Origin of the sequence: Edwardsiella piscicida, assembly GCF_001896205.1 — a bacterium.
Lineage (GTDB): Bacteria > Pseudomonadota > Gammaproteobacteria > Enterobacterales > Enterobacteriaceae > Edwardsiella > Edwardsiella piscicida.
This window is the reverse complement of the sequence record NZ_MPNU01000001.1, coordinates 2,549,323-2,569,253: the sequence shown is the minus strand read 5'-3', so window position 1 is coordinate 2,569,253 and position 19,931 is coordinate 2,549,323. Positions and strand designations below refer to the sequence as shown.

Here is a 19,931-nt window from a genome sequence, read left to right as displayed (position 1 = left end):
TGGCACAGCGTCGCGGAGTGGATGCGGGGGAGCGGGCGCGGCGGCGGCGGAAAAGTGTGCCCCCGGCCACAATCATGCGTCAAGAAGTGTCGTGATGCTGAAAAAATACCTGGGATTACGCTAATAATCCCAAGGAATGTCATAAAATTAATACATTACTTCTCGGTCTGCTTAGCCGCCGCGGTGACGGTGACGCCCGCGGCCCTGCCGATGGTCAGCAGCTGCAGGCCGGGTCGCGTCAGGTGCGTTGCCCGGGGCAATGGCATATTGTTTGATCATATGAATGGATACTCTGGTCTTATCATGAAGAATCGTGCGCTTACCGTTTTTATCCGCAGGCTAACGCTGGGTGCGAGCCTGTCTTTGGTTGCCTTACCGCTGCTAGCCGCCGATCCGGCGCCGCCGCAGATCAATGCCAAGGCCTATATCCTGCTGGACTATGATAGCGGCCGGGTGCTGACGGAGGGGAACGCCGACGAGCGTCTGGATCCCGCCAGCCTGACCAAAATCATGGCGAGCTATGTTATCGGCCAGGCGCTGAAGAGCGGCAAGATTGCGCCTGGCGATATGGTGGTGGTCGGTAAGGATGCCTGGGCGACCGGGAACCCGCTGCTGCGCGGCTCCTCGCTGATGTTTCTCAAGCCCGGCGATCGGGTTCCGGTTGCGGAGCTGAACCGCGGGGTGGTTATTCAGTCCGGCAATGACGCCAGCATCGCGCTGGCAGATCACGTGGCCGGCAGCCAGGACGCGTTTGTTAATCTGATGAACCAGTACGTTGGCGCCTGGGGGCTGAAGAATACCCACTTCCGCACCGTACATGGCCTGGATTCCGAGGGCCAGTACAGCTCGGCGCGGGATATGGCGCTGATCAGCCAGCGCCTGATCGCCGATGTGCCGGATGAGTATCAGCTGAATAAAGAAAAGGAGTTTACCTTTAATAAGATCCGTCAGATCAACCGCAACCGTCTGCTGTGGGACAGCAGCCTGAACGTGGACGGGGTGAAGACGGGGTTTACCAGCGGCGCCGGGCATAACCTGGTTGCATCGGCGACGGATGGTCCGATGCGGCTGATTTCGGTGGTGTTAGGTGCGCCAACCGATCGGATACGCTTCGACGAAAGCAAAAAGCTGCTGACCTGGGGATTTCGTTTCTATGAAACCGTTACTCCGATCAAGGTAGGTCAGCCCTTTACCACCCAGAAAGTGTGGTACGGCGAGCGCAGCGAGGTGCCGCTGGGCGTGGACAAGAGCGCCGCGGTCACCATTCCCCGTGGGCAGATGAAGGATCTGAAGGCCAGCTATACGCTGACGCAGTCGCAGCTGGAGGCGCCGCTGAAGAAGGGGCAGGCGGTGGGCACCATCGATTTTCAGCTTAACGGCAAAACCATTGAGCAGCGTCCGCTGGTGGTGCTAGAGGATGTGCCGGAGGCTGGCTTTTTCGGCCGCATCATCGACTTTATTATGCTGAAGCTGCACAGCCTGTTCGGCGGCTGGTTCGGCTAAACCCGCCGATCGTCGCGTAAAAAAATGCCCGGCAACGCCGGGCATTTTATGATCAATCGTAACCCGCCGTCGACGGCGAGACGCGATCGCTGTCGTGGTCGACTTAACCGCAGGAGAGCACTTTCAGCGCCAGACCGCCGCGAGAGGTTTCACGGTACTTGGCGTTCATGTCCTTGCCGGTTTCGTACATGGTTTCGATAACCTTATCCAGGCAGACGCGCGGATCGCTGGTGCGGCGCAGCGCCATACGCGCCGCGTTCACCGCTTTGACGGCGGCGATGGCGTTACGCTCGATGCACGGCACCTGAACCTGACCGGCGACCGGATCGCAGGTGAGCCCCAGGTTGTGCTCCATGGCGATTTCGGCTGCCATGCAGACCTGAGCCGGACTGCCGCCCAGCAGTTCAGCCAGACCGGCCGCGGCCATAGAACAGGCGACGCCGACCTCACCCTGACAGCCCACTTCGGCGCCGGAGATGGAGGCGTTCATCTTATACAGCGTGCCGATGACGCCGGAGGCCAGGAAATAGCGGGTATACGAGTTGGCGTTCACCTCACGAATAAACTTATCGTAGTAGGCCAGAACGGCGGGGATGATCCCGCAGGCGCCGTTGGTCGGCGCGGTAACGACGCGGCCGCCGGCGGCGTTCTCTTCGTTCACCGCGAAGGCGAACATGTTGATCCAGTCGACAACGGCCATCGGATCGACGCTGGTCTTGTCATTGGTGACCAGCATACGGCGCAGGGCAGAGGCGCGACGCGGTACGCGCAGCGGCCCAGGCAGAACGCCCTCGGTGTTGATGCCGCGCTCGATGCCGGTGCGCATCACGTCCCAAACCCGAGAGAAGTGGGCCGCGATCTCGTCCTTGCTGTGCAGGGCCAGTTCATTTTGCATCACCAGGCCGGACAGGGAGAGCCCGGACTCTTTACAGTGACGCTGCAGATCGGCGGCGCTGTTATAGGGGTACGGGACGGCAGCCTGCTGACTGCTCTGCTGACCAAAGTGCTCTTCGTCAACGATAAAGCCGCCGCCGATAGAGTAGTAGGTCTTGCTGTAGAGCACCTTATCTCCGGCCAGCGCGGTGATGCGCATACCGTTTTCATGCAGAGACAGGTTGTCTTCGTGGAAGTTCATGCTGGTTTCCAGCGGGAACGCCACCTCATGCTGTCCGTTGGCCATCAGCAGACGACCGCGGGTCTCAACGTCTTTGATGAAGCCGGGGATGCTGTCGATATCGACGCTGTCCGGCAGGTTACCGGCCAGTCCCATGATGATGGCCAGATCGGTGTGGTGGCCCTTGCCGGTGAGGGATAGGGAGCCATAAACGTCAACAACGACGCGGGTGACGTCGTTTAGCAGACCTTTTTCGATAAGGTCATCGCAAAATTGTTTACCGGCCTTCATCGGCCCTACGGTATGGGAGCTGGATGGGCCAATGCCGATCTTGTAAATGTCAAAAACGCTAATCATATCGCCTCCAATGATTTATCAAGGCTGGAAATTCAATCTGTTGCCAGGATAAAAAAAACGACCGATGCGGAAACCGCACCGGCCGGGCTGTTACTTTTATTAACCGAACAGGGTGTACAGGATTGCAGAGATGGCAATCAGGCCCATGATAACAACGAAAACGTTGCTGATATGGCCGCTGTACTTACGCATGGCCGGTACCTTGTTGATGGCATACATCGGCATCAGGAACAGGATCATGGCGATAACCGGGCCACCCAGGGTTTCGATCATACCCAGGATTGACGGGTTCAGGGTGGCGACGATCCAGGTGGTGATCAGCATGAACAGCGCGGTGATTTTGTTCAGCTTGCCAATTTCGATGCTCTTACCGCGACCACGCAGTGACTTGATCACCAGACCGTTGAAGCCTTCACGGGCGCCCAGGTAGTGGCCCAGGAAGGATTTGGTGATGGCAACGAACGCAATGATCGGCGCAGCGAAGGCGATAACCGGCGTATTAAAGTGGTTGGCCAGGTAAGACAGAATAGAGATGTTCTGCGCTTTGGCTTCCGCCAGGTCGGCCGGAGACAGGCTCAGCACGCAGCTGAACACGAAGAACATTACGGTCAGCACCATCATGATGTGAGCGTAGCTCAGGATTTGGGAGCACTTCTTCTCAGCCAGCTCATCACCGTACTCTTCACGCTTGGCCACGGCAAAGGCAGAGATGATCGGTGAGTGGTTGAAAGAGAAAACCATTACCGGGATGGCCAGCCACAGGGTCATCCACAGGCCGCTGCCGGAGGCAGAGCTGGCGATGGCTGCACTGTCAAAGATAGTGGCGTTCCAGTTCGGGATCAGGTACAGAGCCAGCATCATCAGAACCGCAACGAACGGGTATACCAGGATGCTCATCACCTTCACGATCAGGTGCTCACCGAAGCGAACGATGGTCATCAGGCCCAGGATCAGCACCAGAGACAGGATGATACGCGGCGGTGCAGTCATCCCCAGCTGGTGAGTGATGAAGCTTTCCACGGTATTGGTGATCGCTACGCTGTATACCAGGCAGATCGGGTAGATAGCGAAGAAGTACAGCAGCGTGATCAGCTTACCTGCGCCAATGCCGAAGTGCTCTTCAACAACTTCAGTGATGTCTTCGCCCGGGTTTTTGCCGGACAGCACGAAACGGGTCAGACCGCGGTGTGCAAAGAATGTCATGGGGAACGCCAGGATCGCCATGATGATCAGCGGAATCAGGCCGCCGACGCCGGCGTTGATCGGCAGGAACAGAACGCCCGCGCCGATAGCCGTACCGTACAGGCCCAACATCCACATAGTATCTGACTTACGCCAGGCACTCTTGGAACCGGAGGTAGAAGCAATAGTACCAGTCTGAGTGGTGTCCATAGGGTCTCCAAATTGAACACATTTGTTCTGATCGGTCTGCCCGCCCACGGGCCGACAGACACTCAATCAGGGAACTGAGTGAGTTAATAATTCCTAATGAAAAAACGAAAAAAGTTTAATCCGTTAAATAAAGTTGCTGCGCGAAAAAGAGTACAAACAGTAACCGGTCGCTGTTTGATTTAAACAGCGAACCGATTGAATCCGTTCACAAAACAACTTTTCTTGTTGGTGTGCTACAGCATTTTTCGGGCGCAAAGATATATTTTTACAGTTTAAACGTCCGTGATCAGGCTCTCAAATGCAATATTCATTTATTTTTTACCGTCATTTGCCGAATTTTTGGTCAAAAGGAAAACATAAACTTAACAAACGAAACTGTGCTTTTTAACACCTAGGGTTAAATAAGTAAATATTTATATATATTATGTCATAACTGGTTTTATGACGCCGTCCTCGACTCAATTGCGTTCAGGTGAAATAACTCTTATAGGGTACGCTCTATTTATGTTTTTAATTCTTTGTTTTTAAAAGATTTGTTCTTTCATGGTCAATTTGTTTAAATTCCGATGAATTATTAACCTGGGTGACTGAAAATAGAGCAACCGTTATCGTTCATCCAAATAAAGGAATAATAGGAAAAACCGAGGATGGATTATTTAATATTATGTATGATGATTTAAATTGCTGTCTGGAAAGCAGTTCACATTTTTAAAATAGAAATGTGAAGGCGATATTTCACACAGCGGCGGTGATTATTTAACCACGGCACCCCTTGTGGGGGACGGCGGCACTGAGCGACGGTGGAAGGGCGAGGGGTAAGGCGGAAGGGCGATTAACCCTGAGGGGCGGCGCCGACGGACGGGAAAGACCCGCTGCACTGACGCCTTGCCGACGAGAGAGACAGCGCCGCGCACGGCGGCGAAATAGGCTCAGTACAGTAACTGAACCTTATGGGCGTTAAGGTACGTCTTCAGCTCGCCGCGCGGCGCCTGATCGGCGATCAGTGCACTGAAGTTCTCCAGCGGCGCGATCCAGGCGCTGCGGACTTCGCCAAACTTGCTGGCGTCGGCGATCAGCAGCGTGCGGTTTGCGCGCATCATCGCTTTACGCTTCATCGCGATTTCGTCCAGGTTGTAACAGGTGGCTCCCTGCTGTACGGAGATGCCTGCCGCAGAGATAAAGGCCAGCGTTGGACACAGGTTGTCCAGCTCGCTGATGCCATCGCTGGTGGCAAAGATAGCGCTGTCAGGGTTAAAGATACCGCCGCACAGGATCACTCGACAGTGGGGCTTGCTCTGAAGGGCCATGAAGGTATTGAGTGAATAGCAGACGCCGGTAAAGTGCCGCTGGTCATCAATCGCATCAATAATAAAGGGGACCGTGGTGCCGCAGTCAAAAAATACCACGTCATCTTCCTGCACCTGCTGGGCGGCCAGGGCGCCGATATGGCGCTTCTCTTTGACCCGTCGCTCCTGCTGATCGCTGACAAAATAGCGCACGCTCTGATGGATCTTGGGATCGAGCACGACGTAGCCCCCCAGCAACACTACGTCGCTGTTTTGGGCAGCCAGATCGCGGCGTACCGTCATTTCAGAGACATTAAGTAATTCGGCCGCATCTTTCAGGTGCAGCTTATCGGTGCGTTTCAGTGCCTGGGACAGGCGGTTGATACGATCGTAACGCCGGGCTTCCATAGTCTCTCTCGTTGAATGATTCCGTGAATGGCGTGCGGCGGGTCATCGTGCGGGCCGCAAAATATGCAGCTCAAGGCATACCGGCCACCTTGGCGATGCCTGATATCGATAGATGCATTGATGGATGGATCAGGCATTCTGCTACGTCCGTACAGTACGGCGGCGACAGACGCAGACAGTGTTAATTCCCCTACATGATACGCCGAATTTTGATGATTACGTGACATTTTTATCCGTCACGGGCTGACGGCGTAGACGGTGTAGGAACGCGGGCGGCGCCAGCGCCCGCCCTCGGGTCAGCGTGCGCAGGAGACGCCGCGGCGTTATTCAGGCTTGAACCCAGCCGCGCCGGATGGCGTAGCCGAAGATCTGTCGGTACAGGCGCAGCAGTGCGCTGTACAGCGTATCGCCGTAGCGTGGCCACAGCATTTGAACCAGCCCACAGCTGGCCAGCGCGACCAAAAAGGCCCCGATCATATCCAGCGGCCAGTGTATGCCGAGGTAGATACGAGACCAGGCGATAGCGATACCGCAGAGCATCAGCACGCCGCCGAACGCCCTGCACGGTGACCAGAAAAGAAACGCCAGCGCAAAGCTGAAGATGGCGCAGCCGTGATCGCTGGGATAGGAGTTATTTGGCGCGTGGGGTAAGAACTGGTGACCCAGCCCAATGCTGAATGGGCGGGGATGGGGCAGGAGTCCGCCGATGATTTGGGCCAGCAGCAGCGTTACGATCAGCGCCAGCGTCGCCTGACTGATCAGGCGGCGTCGTGCGGCGATCTGCCCGGCGGGCCCCCAGAGCCAGCCGCCGATGATCGTCAGCGGGATCAGCAGGATCAGATCCCGCGCGATAAAACGGGCCAGCGCAATCAGCGCGCCGGAGGAGTGCGGTGTGGCGTTGATCCACAGAAACAGGGTGTGGTTAAACTCTTCCATTAACACAGGCTCAATTAACAACAGAATAGAAGGGCGCGACGCCCGCTCTCGCCAGCGACAGGCGAACGCTAGACTATAGAAGGAAGCGTTCGTCTGCGCTAATGCGAATGTGCTGCGGTTGTCGCTGGGTTTAACTGCACAGCCTAGTCCGCAAGGCTTAAGGGAACCTTATGTTCCCTGTCGGGCAGATCGGTCTTTCCGTACCGTGTCGAGAGTTAAAACAATTGCGGTGGGAGAAATTGGCTGAAAAGGCGCCGCTCCGGTTATTTATTGCATAGGATGTCAGTGTACCGTGCTGTTTTATTTACCACAGAGACGATAGCGTGAGTCGTCGATTCATGTCAGTGGGATGGTGAAAAAAAGAGGCGTCGTGATCACGATAAGTGATATCGAAGTAGAGGACGTCGAGAGCAACCGCCTGTATCACCGGCGCGCGTCGCGAGCCGGAGCGAAAATAATCGGTATTTGAACTCTGGCTACCCGGAGCACAGCGAATCGTCTCACCGGCGCTGACCGGTATAAGGTCGGGGATGTGATTAACGCGTTCGGCGAGGTGATTGGCTCATCGGGTCAATCGATCGCACGATAAGCCAGAATATCGTCATAGCACCACGGATTAAGAGCACAGCCGTGGTGGTTATCTTGGTGTTATTGAGAAGGCTAGACAGTGCTTTTACGGTGTTCGAGTCCGTTCCCGATAGGTCTCGCATGGAGTCGCGCATCGGCGATGGCAACGGTGTCTGCTGCTCTGGGTATCACTATGCTGTATTGAAAGGTAGCACATCGCATGACGGCCTTCTGAGAGACCTTGTCGATCCCGGCGCAGATGGGCCGATAAAAGGCGCTGATGCGTTTATCGTTACATACTCTCCAGCGCCAGGCGCAGTAGGATGCTGAGCCCTATAGCGCGTCGGGAGATATACTGTAAATAGACAGGTGAGCCATGGATACCCGCGCTGGGATATCCAAACCGGATACGCGCTGCGGGTAAGATCTGTAGGGCAATGGCGGGTTCACCGCAGATAAACTCAGCAGAGCGATTCGGGTCATATCCCTCCTGCGCCTCATCGGTAGCCGCGTGGCGGTATGGGCGGAGGTATCTGATTTAGGTAAACATCAAAAATAATATTCCAGGTATTTAATCTTTTTACTCTTTTTATAAAACGTGCCTACGCCTTGATCCTTTTTTGCCCGATTCTTGATTATAAGACAAGCATCGCACGTTGAAATTTTAGTTATATCGGCAAGCTCAACAGTATTGCGAATGAGTTGTATTTATTATCTGACGCTTTGTCTAAGGGGGTTTGCTTTTACTGATGTAAAGAGGGCTGAGGATTAATCACATTAGATGTATTTTAAAAGCCATATTTTCTTTCTGTCAGAGATATTTCTGCCGTAATTAGAGAGATTGGAACTCAGAGGACAGAGGTCATACATCATATTTATACAATCAATTTATATATATTTATTGAAATTGGTTTCTTTAGTTACGATGTCGCTGTTTATATATTTTATGACAGTATTATGTAATTTATCTAAAATTAAATAATTTTTTTATTTTTAATTTTATAAAAAATGATTTGTTTTATGTTGCACTTTGCTTTCTTAATGATTGCTTTGTCTGTTTCTTTTGGTTACTCCAGAATTTTATGCTGGTGTGTTGTTCATTTTTAGTTAAAAAGATCTAGAGAAAAGCTTTTACCAAAACAAAAATATGTTTATGCTGAGTTCAGCCGAAGATATGTAACAAGAAATCTTTATGATTATTTGATCGTTATTCAAACAATGATCCGTATGTATAGGCACATCGCTATGTGGTAACGAGTAACTGTTAGTTTTATAAAAAATGCTCAGAACTCATTCGTCCGTATCGATGAGCAACTGAGAGTGTGCTATGCAATAACCTAATGCAATAACATGTTATCTATTGATATATAAGGAATGAGTATAATGAAGACGTTGTTTTTTAAAGCAGCTGGAGCCATGACCATCGCATTGGTAACGTTTGGTACCCAAGCAGCGAGTGGGCAAGGTGTTGTAAATTTTAGTGGTACTGTCATTACCGCACCGTGTGGTATTTCTCCTGAATCTGCCGATCAATCGATTGATTTTGGCCAGATCTCGAAAAGTCACCTCGAGGCTGGTGGTATTTCTGTGAAGAAAAATCTCGATATTAAATTGGTTGGTTGCGATGCGACCGCATTGGCTCAGACCGGCAGTGCCAATGTAACATTCACCGGCGTTACAATTACCGGTGCTCCTACCGAACTGGGAACGACGGGCTCAACGGGAACTGCCATTGTTATCTCTAGCGAAGATGGCAGTTTAGTTTCATTTGGTAATGCAGGGTCTGCGCAAAAACTGAAGGTTGGCGATAATCTGCTGCGTTATTCTGCATGGGTCAAAACGGCTACTGGTGGTACGTTGGCTGAGGGTGACTTTGCATCTGTAGCTAACTTTAATATTACCTATCAATAATAGCTCTTTTAGCTATCAGGTGGCAATATAGCCACCTGATAGCCACCTCAATAGATATGACATTATTTATTATGAAAAAAGTGATTGTATTCTTAGGTTTTATACTGAGCAGTATTAATGCTCAAGCCGGTACATCCACTGTTTTTCCGGCACCAGGAATGTCATTGCCCGAGTATTGGGGAGAACGCGATGTATGGTGGCATGGACGAGCTCACTTTTCCGGTCAAGTAATTGCACCAGCCTGCAGCCTGGCGATGGAGGATACTTATCAGGCTATCTCTATGGGCGATACACCAGTCCGAGAACTGCAGGATACATTTATCGGGCCAGAGAAAAAATTTCGTTTACGCTTGCGTAACTGTGAGCTAGCAGGCAGCGGTAATAACATATTTATTGGTAGCAGAATTAGAGTAACGTTTAGCGGACGTGAGGGGGAGAGTCGCGATAAGTTTTCTGTAATTGGTCAGGCGCAGGGGATTAATTTACAGATAGCTGATAGTAGTGGATATCTGGCTAAACCTGGCGAGGTGATGCGCCCTATGCTATTAAATGGGAATGAACAAAGTTTGGATTATACATTACGCCTGGTTAGAAATGGGAAGCCATTACAGGCTGGTGACTATTATGCCGTGCTAAGGTTTAAGGTTGACTACGAATAAAAATAAGTAACTTTTTGCAGTTCTATTTTATCTTGTAAATTAAATCAAAACCATAAGCCGCTTTAATTTAGCGAGTCCATTTGTCTGCCGAATATCAGTGTAATGAGTGAATGATGAAAAATAATAAGCAGTTCACGATTAGTAAAATTGCGTTATCAGTTTTGCTTTCACTTTTGGCAGGAAGCGTTTACGCCGTGGATTTTAATACTGATGTATTAGATGCAGCAGATAAGAAAAATATTGATTTTTCTAGATTTTCTCAAGCCGGATACATCATGCCTGGGCAGTATCAGATGCAGGTTATGGTTAACGGACAAGCGATTAGCCCTTCATCTTTGCCAGTCTCTTTTTTGGATCAAACAGATCCGGAGAAGGGGAGCGGAAAACAGGCTTTACCTCAGGCCTGCCTTACACCACCGATGGTGGCATTGATAGGGCTGACTGCCTCTTCTCTTGAGAAAGTGACTTACCGGAATGATGGCAAGTGCGCGGATTTAAGTGAGCTGAAAGGTGTTACGCTCCGCCCGGATTTATCCAATGGTATCTTGGCGATTAATATGCCTCAGGCTTGGATGGAGTACTCGGATGCCTCTTGGCTGCCGCCATCTCGTTGGGATAACGGGATTCCCGGTTTATTGCTGGATTATAATATTAATGCGACGGTCAATAGTCCTCATCAGGGGCAACAATCTCAGTCAGTCAACTACAATGGTACCGTGGGTGCGAACGTCGGATCGTGGCGTATGCGCGCTGACTATCAGGGCGCAGTGAATCATCTTTCACGCAGTGCTCAGGGCAGCGATACCCAGTTCGATTGGAACCGTTTCTATATGTATCGGGCGATTCCGCGTTGGCGCGCCAAGTTGACAGTGGGTGAGAATTATACCAATTCAGATATCTTTAATGCCTGGCGCTATCTTGGCACTAGTCTGGAGAGCGACGATCGCATGCTGCCGCCGAAATTGCGTGGCTATGCGCCGCAGATTTCTGGTATCGCTGATACCAATGCCCGGGTAGTTGTATCCCAGCAAGGACGTATTTTGTATGATTCCACGGTTCCTGCTGGTCCGTTTACTATTCAGGATTTAGACAGCTCGGTACGTGGGCGTTTAAATGTAGAGATTATTGAGCAGAATGGTCAGAGGAAAACATTTCAGGTTGATACGGCGTCTGTACCTTATCTGACGCGTCCAGGACAAATTCGCTATAAGCTATTTTCAGGTCGCTCTCGCAATGGTAGTCATACAACGGAAGGCCCACTTTTTATGGCTGGAGAGGCCTCATGGGGGATCAATAATACCTGGTCACTCTATGGCGGGGCGGTGGCTGCCGGAGAATATAATGCGTTGGCAGTGGGTGCTGGCCGTGATTTATACCAGCTTGGCACTATCGCTGTGGATGTTACACAATCCGTAGCCAGACTGCCAGGGGTGGGTTCTAAGCAAGGGAAGTCTTGGCGCCTGAGCTACTCTAAACGCTTTGATGAGGCTAATGCAGATATTACATTTGCCGGATATCGTTTCTCCGAGCGAAATTATATGACGATGGAGCAATATCTTGATGCCCGCTATAGAAATAATTTGCGAGGCCGAGAGAAAGAGCTATATACCGTCTCTTTGAATAAGTCATTTGATGATTGGAATACCTCCATTGGGATTCAATACAGCTACCAAACATATTGGGATCAACGCTCGTCAGATAATTACTCGGTATCTGTGAATAATTATTTTGATATCTTTGGATTTAAAAATATATCTGCTGGCATTTCTGCATCACGAGCTAGGTACTCACGGAATAACGATATTCCTGGAGCCAATGATTCTTATAATGACTCTATTTTTATGCGTCTTTCTATTCCATGGAGTAACGGTACTGTAAGCTATAGCGGTAATATGAGTGCAGGTCGATATACTCAGACCGCTGGTTATAGTGACACTCTCAATGGTGGGCTGGACAGTTACAACGTTAGTGCCGGTGTGAGCACTGGGGATAGTCAGGGAACTCAGGGGCAGCTAAGTGGGTATTATAATCATAGCAGTCCGCTGGCTAATTTATCTGCTAACTTCTCGACGCTACAGCGGGGATATACTTCATTTGGGTTAAATGCTTCAGGCGGTGCGACATTGACGACTAAAGGGGTGGCGCTACATGCCGGAGGTGTTAATGGAGGAACCCGATTGTTAGTAGATACCGATGGTATTGGTGGGGTACCTATAGACGGCGGAAGAGTGTTTACAAACCGCTGGGGGGTTGGGGTGGTTACGGATGTTAATAGCTATTACCGAAATACGACTTCTGTTGACTTGAATAAGTTGCCGGATGATATGGAGGCAACACGCTCAGTTGTTGAATCGGTATTGACGGAGGGCGCAATTGGTTACCGTAAGTTTGAGGTTCTAAAAGGTGCTCGTTTATTTGTTGTATTGCGTTTGGCTGATAATTCCGTACCACCTTTTGGCGCCAGTGTAACTAATGCAAAAGGGCGTGAACTCGGTATGGTCGGCGATGCTGGTTTGGCATGGCTAAGCGGCGTTGTCGCTGGAGAGAAAATAAATATTGGATGGGGGGAGCAGGTTCACTGTGTTAGTCATGTCCCTGACAACCTTAAGTCTGAGCAACAATTACTGTTGCCTTGTCGTGTGCCGAGTGAAATAAAATAAAAACAAGGTGATGCTGTCACGGCACACCTCATTTTAAATAAAACGTGAAGCATTCACTCATTCTTAAAGTATGCTAGTTTTTACAAATAGAGAGATTAAAATAACATATGTTTGAATTAAGTCATATGATGAATAAAACGCTAATGGTAATAGCATGTCTGAGTTTTTCCCCATTGACACAGGCTGCAATATCATTGGATCGAACCAGGGCCATTTTCAACGGTGGAGAGCGCTCAATGACGCTTAATATTGCCAATGACAACAAACAGTTGCCATATTTGGCTCAGGCTTGGTTGGAAAATGACAAGCAAGAAAAGATCACGACAGGGCCGCTTATTGCCACGCCGCCAGTACAGCGTTTAGAGCCTGGTGCTAAAAGTATGGTGCGCATAGCATCAACAGCAGAAATTAGCAATTTGCCTCAGGATAGGGAGTCTTTATTTTATTTTAATTTGCGAGAGATACCGCCGAGAAGTGATAAGGCAAATGTATTGCAGATAGCCTTGCAGACTAAAATCAAGCTGTTCTACCGACCTCAGTCGATTGCTACTCAGCCCAATGCAATCTGGCAGGATCAATTGGTCTTAAATAAGGTTTCAGGCGGCTATCTTATTGATAATCCGTCGCCATATTATGTGACGGTGATCGGTCTTGGCGCTAATGCAAAACAGGCTCAGGATGGTGAGTTTGAAGCGGTAATGCTGGCGCCAAAATCATCACGAACAGTAAAATCAGGTAGCTATGCAACCCCTTATCTGAGTTATATCAATGATTATGGTGGTCGTCCTGTTTTGCAGTTTGTCTGTGCGGGTGACCGCTGTAGTGCGCTGAAGAAATAGTTATAGCAGCGGTAATGGAGAGAGTAGCCAATGCAAAAAGTGACAATAGTCTTAGCTGCCGTTGCCATGCTACTGACGCTCAGTATGAATCGTGTGCTACATGCGGATGAGGTAGTTACACATAATAATTTTTTTATACCGGATGAATCACGTCATCAATGGATTACTGAGCAAAATGGGCGAACGGGAGAGTTGATCGTCTATGGTACGTTACTTTCTTCGCCCTGTGTATTGGAAACTAATGAGGTAATGCTGCCCTTAAACAGCGTGATACAAGGATTCACAGAGCGCTATTCCCTAACGCTAAATTTACTGGGGTGTGGTGACGGGGGAAGCGTTGTCTCAGCAGGGTCTGTTGCAGGGGTAAACTCCACCCTAGTATTACATAGCGCGCTGTTGATCGGAGTGGACGGTAATGCATTGTCCCCAGAACTACGGACAATCGGAAAGGGGCGTATATGGATGCACGGTGGTGCTAATCAGTTGACCTATTTTTTGACTGTTGCACAACAACAGGTTTTAACTCATACAAGAGAAGAACTACTGGTATCTGAACCTGAGAGTAAACCTGTGCAGCCCCTTATCAGTTCTCGAGTACCGGCAAGATTAGTACAGTTGAGATTAGATTATGAATAAACTATCGCAACCGATGCAGCAGATAAAGAGAGTTAGATATGTTCTTTATAGCATTGGCATTGTACTGCTCTTAGGTAGGGCGGGCCATGTTAATGCGGTCGATATGAACTTCTCCGGAGAACTATTAGAGCGTCCGTGTGAAATCAGTCAAGAAAGCTTGGCCCAGGAGGTGGGGTTTTTGACGCGTCCAACCCGTGATTTTTGGATCTCTCCGGGGAAGGGACCTGCGACCGGATTTAGTATAAAACTGATCAACTGTAATACGGCATCTATTGCTAGAGTGGTAAAGCTAAAGTTCAGCGGAACGAGAGAGCCGAATATGCTAGGGCAAGCCGATTATTTTCTGAGAGTTAATGGGGTTAATCAGGGTAGGCTTGCCATCGGTATATTAGATACGGATGGGAAAATGCTGCTGAAGATTGGTGATGTACATAACCACCAACAAGGAAGTCGTATTGATGAAAATACAATTTTGTTGAGCTTTAAGGCTTTTGTTCAGGCAACGCCTGACGCGGTGAGGCAAAAAAACGTTTCTCCTGGTGATTACTCATCCGTAGCAGGATTTGAGCTTTTTTATGAGTAATATCACAATGTTTTTATCTCATGCATATAGTGTTATTTTATAAATCATCATGTGATTTGTTTTTCACATGGCAAGTTTTTTATTTCTAGGGGATTTATGATAAATATAAAAATATTTTTTTTACGTTTTTTGATGATCTATATTTTATCGACTCAAGCCTCTCATGCTGCTTTGCGTGAAGCCGTTGTATTTTCACCTAGTGTCCCCGTGAGTGTTAATCAGTTGGGGCCGTATACGATAGATGATACAGCTACTGTTATTGCTGATTTAAATATACGTGTTAACAATGGAACTCAGATATATGACTGGTCGAAGTGTACGGGGGCCGGAGGATTAGAGACTATAAATGGTTATAAAAAATGGTATCTGGCCGTAGGTAATATATCAACGCAGCAAGGCTTATCTTTCTTACCTACCAGAATTTTAAACTCTGCAGGTGGAGTGGGAAACTATTGGTGGGATATGGGTGCGGTACCTGCTGTATGGCAGTCTCAGGCTAGCCGCTGTCATGTGCCTGGTGATACATATAACTTTGTACCTCCGCCAGTCAGTTTGCAAATAGGTCTTACTGTTAATAGAAACACCGCAGCTCCGGGGCGCTATGTTGTTTCTCTTCCATTTGGTTATGCCTATGAAGAAAATAAAGGAAATCCTGATGGATTACCTAAGGGATTAGAGTTGCTCAATCTTTTAGATGGGATTTTTAGCACGAGAATGGGTTCTGTTCCTGTTATTATTGATGTCATATCACGTTGTAATTTCCAAACATCTGATATTCAGCTTAGTCATGGTCAAATGACGCCTGCTGCATCTGAAGGGAATGTTACTCGACCATATAACTTAAATGTAAGCTGCTCGTCAGGAACTTCTGTATCAGTATCCATTGTGGGTACAAATCCAGTATCAGGGAGAACTGAGAATTTTACCCGCTGTGGTAATGGTGGTAGCTGTGAGATAACTTTTAATGGTGGGCACTATAATGAAACTATGCAGATTTCAGGCTCAACCAACCTTGCTATTACATCAACCTATCATCCTAATCAGGGAGCACCAATAGAGGGCGCATTTAGTGGTAGTGCTATTTTATCAATACTTGTCAATTAGTTAATTAATTATATTTTTATGGCTGGGTTTTATTCTATTTTGATGGCGTATTTTTAAAGATGGCAAACTTACTAGTATATTGGATTGCGAGGGGGGATAATGATTTTTTTCTTTGGCGATAAGCAAAAAACAATTTTAATGGCTGTATTAATAATATTGTTTCCTCAAACGAGTGTAGCCGAGAGTGATAATGGCGTTCCGGGTGTGTTGCGTTATGCACAGCAGTATACGGAGCAACAAAACAAACCTCTTGTCGATAAAACAAATGATAAAAAAGAGGGGGGTGTTAACCCGGCTTATGGCAGACAGGAGGAGCAATCTATGTTATCCGGCAGCGGTTCTGGATTGCTTTCTGCAGATATAGTAAGGCAACAACGACGGGTCTTAGAGAGACAGCTAAAACAGTTGCGATTTGATAAACTTGCCCTGCAAGAGCAGTTGCGAAAAATATCGGAAAAATTAGAAAATTCTAATATATTGAAAGAGCAGTTCGCTAGTTTGCAAAATCAATTTAAGAGTCAGTCTACAGCATGCCAAGATAAATTGAATAGTCTTACTGATGCCTCGGCATTAGATAAAATAGAGTTGGTGAAACTACAGCAGGCCATTTCTCGTTTTGAATCAGACGGAAATAAACAGAGCGAATTACTAAAGAGTCAGGCTGACATAATAAATCAGGCGGAAAGTGATAGTCGAGAGTTAAAGGCATCGCTCTCATCGCTAGAGAGTGAAATGAAAAACATGCCAACGTTGAATGTAGGATCTTTAGATAAAGAGGATGTTCGACAAAACTATGCCAGCGGGGTAATGATTGGTCGTGATATTCAGGCATCGCAAGCGTCACAAAGTATACTCGGTATAAAAGTTGATAATAGGGTGTTGTTAGCGGGGGTGCGTGACGCCCTTAATGATCAGGTTAAAATTAACGCAAATGTTTTATCCGATAGTTTAGCAAGTGTTGAGCTAAATGTGAATAAGGCTCGTTCAGCCATGATTAGCATGAATAAAAAAGCCGGGTCTGAGTATTTGTCATCGTTTGAAAAACGCAAGGGTGTCAAAAAAGACAAATCTGGATTTTGGTATGTAGTCGACCATCCTGGCGATGGGCCGGTCATTAGCGATGGGCATTCAGTTGTTGATGTTGTAGTTACGGAAAAATTAATAGATGGTACGGTTGTCGAGGATATGGATGCTAAGGGTAGCGTTATATCTCAATCTCTAGATGAGTATCCGTTATTATTTCAATCGGCACTGCGATTGATGCGAAATCATAGCTCGATGACGTTAGTTGTTCCGCCTGAGTTGGCTTATGGTGATGATGGCTATGTGCCAAAAGTGCCACCAGGAGCGACGATGGTTTATATTTTGCGGGTTGAAAATATAAAATAATATATTTTGTTTCTAATCATGATTTTATATTAAAGACGGCGTTGTATCATATCTTAGGGGAAAGTGATGAAAGATATTATCATGAAATGTAGGTTTGTAGGGGCGGCGCTTTCCTCACTTTTATTTGTGTCACCGGTCAACGCATTAGATATTAATATACGAATTTCCGGTGAGATTTATATACCACCATGTGTTATCAACGACAATAACTCTCAAATAAATATTGATTTCGGTAGTATTTTGCTACCTAATATTGACGGGGTTAATTATGCGAAAAGTAAAACGGTCAATGTCAATTGCGAGTATTACCAAGGGCGACCATATATAAGTATTATGGGGGCGCAACTTCCTGGATCCGGAGGTAATGTATTACAGACAACCGGACCTAACGCCGCATCGCTAGGCATTGCCTTGTATCAAGGAAATGGCGTTAACAGCGGATTCCCATTGAAAATAGGTTCTGGTGAGCAGGGGAGATATGGATTCCCTATAACAAATGGATTGCAAGGTATTAATACTGGAAGTGGTCAGTTTACATTCACTGCTGTTCCCTATAAATCAAATGGTATGAATTTGGTTGCCGCTCGGTTTAGCGCAACTGCAACGATGAGTATCATTTACTTATAACGAACTGTCCTAATATAGAAGAGATGCTTTATGAACGGAAATCGGCTATCTAACAGAAAACATATAGATCGGTTTTTATATCCTGGAAAAGTTTCTATTGAACATTTTGAAATGCTAATTGAGTTAAGTGGTATTCGTAGTAAACGTGTGATAATGGCATTGGAAAGATATTTGGTTGGCGGTGAAAAAAGAAAAACATTATGTGAGGCTAATTCGGTGAGTCTCTCCTATTTCTCAGTAAAACTTAAACAGTTGCATAACTGCAGCGTTTTAGTGATGAAGTTATGCCCATACTATGATTTTTCTTTAATAAAAAATAAAAGTGGGAAATAGTTTTTATGAAGAAAATAATGATATTTTGTATGGTCACTGCATGTTCTTTTCTATCGGCATGTGGCCAAAATAGGATAATAAAGCCTGAGTCAGTAGTGATAAAGCCAGCGAGTGTACCCATTCCAATAAATGTTGTTAATAAAAATGATAATGGGGATGAAAAAATAGTACGCTGCCGACGTGAGTTGGATGCGCTAAAGTCTGTTGATCTGGCTCAGTATAAAAAAAGAAAACAACAGTTTGAGCTGCTGATGAAGAATGCCTCGCTCTATAACAGTATTCGAGCTGACATAAATAGTAGGACGCAAAATACAGTAGATGCATTATATCAATTCAAGGCCGATAAGCTGTGTGCTGATGTATCTTCCGATGTTTTTAATTTTTTAACAAAATAGTTAATGATAACTTCTATATATTTCCATGGATGGATTTTTATTTTTTAAGAGGCTTTCCGTGAAGGTATTTGTTGATGGCTGTAGTTGGATCGAGATTGAGTCAGTTAAATATCTATTACAGGAATATCGGTTTTCTGTTGACTATTATCATGATGATTGCAATATTAGTGCAGATGATGTTTTGATTTTTTGTCTTGGTACGATGCCGACGTTAGGATGGGCAAGCCAGTTAGGTATCATTGATGCTATATTGCGAAGTCGTGGTTGCCATATGATTGTGCTCCATCCTCAAACGATCCCATCGCAAGCCGTAGTTTTGGATAGCCGTATTTTTTCTGTATGCGGTGCTCTCCCTGTCCATTTAATTAAGCTAATGATAATCTCAGCAATTGACATTGTTTTGCATAGAGCATCGCTCCATCAAATTCAGCGAGATGATATAAAGTGTCAGGAAAGTAAAAATCAGATTAAAGAGTTGATGTGTAGCTATAATGCCAGGTATCGCTCAAAGCGTTTGGGCATGAAACTAAAGTCATTCTATGGGCGAAGATTAATGATGGTGAAATCCTTGGGGTTTAATCATTTACATCACTTTCGTGTCTTTACCTCGGGTGTTACGATGATCCCTTAATCGTTTTTATCTATAGCTTTTTATCTTTTAAAATTAGTGTTATTTCTTAGTTGAATGTGATGCATGTTATTATCTTATTTTCCTATGGTTTTGTCAGCAGGATGCTTTCTTACTTCTGCCTCTTTTGGCGCGGTTTAATTTAGTCCGTAAGTCCGTAAGTCCGTAAGTCCATAAGTCCATAAGTCCATAAGTCTATAAATGGGTTCTGCTATGTGTTAATTGTGTCTGAGCATATAATCTCAGCGCATGGTGAAAATACACATGCGCTGAATATGATCGATAAGCTCGAACGCCTCTTGGGATCGGTTTAGTTTTAGCTTGGTGGTCGTTGGCGGTGACTGTATTCTTGGCGCCTGGCCTGCCAGCCTCTCACCGTCTTGACCGACGGCCGTTTATCTCCTGACCAGGTCGGTAGGTCTTCCGCTGGGTGATGCTGCGCCTCGATAGGCTCATTACACTGCAATTTATTCATCTTGGTTGTCCTGCATCCGCTATTTTCTTGGCCTTATTGGGGGGACTGTCAGAACGACCCCGTAATGATTTTATTGGGAAGTCATTAGCTGATATTTTTATCGAGTGAAATTTTTAGCGTGGAGGCATT

17 protein-coding genes are annotated in these 19,931 nt (G+C 47.2%); 13 read left to right on the top strand and 4 right to left on the bottom strand.

Annotated features, from left to right (window positions below):
• Window positions 1-303 precede the first annotated feature (303 nt).
• The gene (locus BRD58_RS11765) at window positions 304-1,503 is read left to right on the top strand and encodes a serine hydrolase (RefSeq protein ID WP_015461860.1); all 1,200 of its coding nucleotides are present in this window, start codon (window positions 304-306) and stop codon (window positions 1,501-1,503) included.
• Window positions 1,504-1,606: 103 nt separating this feature from the next.
• Here BRD58_RS11765 and BRD58_RS11760 read toward each other — a convergent pair whose 3' ends face one another.
• The 4 genes from BRD58_RS11760 to ybjG form a co-directional block, all read right to left on the bottom strand.
• Window positions 1,607-2,974: an L-serine ammonia-lyase gene (locus BRD58_RS11760; protein WP_012849094.1), complete on the bottom strand. Its 1,368-nt coding sequence runs from the start codon at window positions 2,972-2,974 to the stop codon at window positions 1,607-1,609.
• 99 nt (window positions 2,975-3,073) lie between these two features.
• Window positions 3,074-4,366, bottom strand: a complete 1,293-nt coding sequence (locus BRD58_RS11755) for an HAAAP family serine/threonine permease (protein ID WP_041692772.1) — start codon at window positions 4,364-4,366, stop codon at window positions 3,074-3,076.
• 929 nt (window positions 4,367-5,295) lie between these two features.
• Window positions 5,296-6,060, bottom strand: a complete 765-nt coding sequence (gene deoR / locus BRD58_RS11750) for a DNA-binding transcriptional repressor DeoR (RefSeq protein WP_015461857.1) — start codon at window positions 6,058-6,060, stop codon at window positions 5,296-5,298.
• Window positions 6,061-6,387: 327 nt separating this feature from the next.
• A complete protein-coding gene (gene ybjG, locus BRD58_RS11745; protein ID WP_073383070.1) occupies window positions 6,388-6,996 on the bottom strand; it encodes an undecaprenyl-diphosphate phosphatase in 609 nt (202 codons plus the stop codon).
• Between the two features lie 1,950 nt (window positions 6,997-8,946).
• Between ybjG and BRD58_RS11740 the strand changes: the two genes are divergently transcribed.
• From BRD58_RS11740 to BRD58_RS17940, 12 genes are all read left to right on the top strand, one after another.
• Window positions 8,947-9,474 (top strand): fimbrial protein, encoded by a 528-nt coding sequence (locus BRD58_RS11740; RefSeq protein ID WP_015461855.1) that lies wholly within the window; start codon window positions 8,947-8,949, stop codon window positions 9,472-9,474.
• Between the two features lie 71 nt (window positions 9,475-9,545).
• Window positions 9,546-10,133, top strand: a complete 588-nt coding sequence (locus BRD58_RS11735) for a fimbrial protein (RefSeq protein ID WP_015461854.1) — start codon at window positions 9,546-9,548, stop codon at window positions 10,131-10,133.
• A gap of 110 nt (window positions 10,134-10,243) precedes the next feature.
• A complete protein-coding gene (locus tag BRD58_RS11730; RefSeq protein ID WP_392404498.1) occupies window positions 10,244-12,793 on the top strand; it encodes a fimbria/pilus outer membrane usher protein in 2,550 nt (849 codons plus the stop codon).
• Between the two features lie 107 nt (window positions 12,794-12,900).
• Window positions 12,901-13,632, top strand: coding sequence for a fimbrial biogenesis chaperone (locus BRD58_RS11725; protein ID WP_073383063.1), 732 nt, complete (start codon window positions 12,901-12,903; stop codon window positions 13,630-13,632).
• A gap of 30 nt (window positions 13,633-13,662) precedes the next feature.
• Window positions 13,663-14,268 carry a pilus-assembly fibrillin subunit gene (locus tag BRD58_RS11720; protein WP_073383059.1) on the top strand — a complete coding sequence of 202 codons (606 nt, stop codon included), beginning with the start codon at window positions 13,663-13,665 and terminating at the stop codon, window positions 14,266-14,268.
• Window positions 14,261-14,851, top strand: a complete 591-nt coding sequence (locus tag BRD58_RS11715; RefSeq protein ID WP_015461851.1) for a fimbrial protein — start codon at window positions 14,261-14,263, stop codon at window positions 14,849-14,851. The genes BRD58_RS11720 and BRD58_RS11715 overlap by 8 nt, the downstream gene beginning before the upstream one ends.
• Window positions 14,852-14,947: 96 nt before the next feature.
• Window positions 14,948-15,955 (top strand): hypothetical protein, encoded by a 1,008-nt coding sequence (locus BRD58_RS17945; RefSeq protein ID WP_139263899.1) that lies wholly within the window; start codon window positions 14,948-14,950, stop codon window positions 15,953-15,955.
• A 99-nt stretch (window positions 15,956-16,054) separates the two neighbouring features.
• Window positions 16,055-17,344 (top strand): FKBP-type peptidyl-prolyl cis-trans isomerase N-terminal domain-containing protein, encoded by a 1,290-nt coding sequence (locus BRD58_RS11710; protein WP_073383054.1) that lies wholly within the window; start codon window positions 16,055-16,057, stop codon window positions 17,342-17,344.
• Window positions 17,345-17,410: 66 nt separating this feature from the next.
• Window positions 17,411-17,971, top strand: a complete 561-nt coding sequence (locus BRD58_RS11705; protein WP_236721596.1) for a fimbrial protein — start codon at window positions 17,411-17,413, stop codon at window positions 17,969-17,971.
• A 30-nt stretch (window positions 17,972-18,001) separates the two neighbouring features.
• Window positions 18,002-18,304, top strand: a complete 303-nt coding sequence (locus BRD58_RS11700) for a PapB/FocB family fimbrial expression transcriptional regulator (RefSeq protein ID WP_015461848.1) — start codon at window positions 18,002-18,004, stop codon at window positions 18,302-18,304.
• Between the two features lie 5 nt (window positions 18,305-18,309).
• Window positions 18,310-18,699: a hypothetical protein gene (locus BRD58_RS11695; RefSeq protein ID WP_071890310.1), complete on the top strand. Its 390-nt coding sequence runs from the start codon at window positions 18,310-18,312 to the stop codon at window positions 18,697-18,699.
• Between the two features lie 58 nt (window positions 18,700-18,757).
• On the top strand, window positions 18,758-19,330 hold the full coding sequence (locus BRD58_RS17940; RefSeq protein ID WP_133176308.1) for a hypothetical protein: 573 nt from the start codon (window positions 18,758-18,760) through the stop codon (window positions 19,328-19,330).
• Window positions 19,331-19,931: the final 601 nt, after the last annotated feature.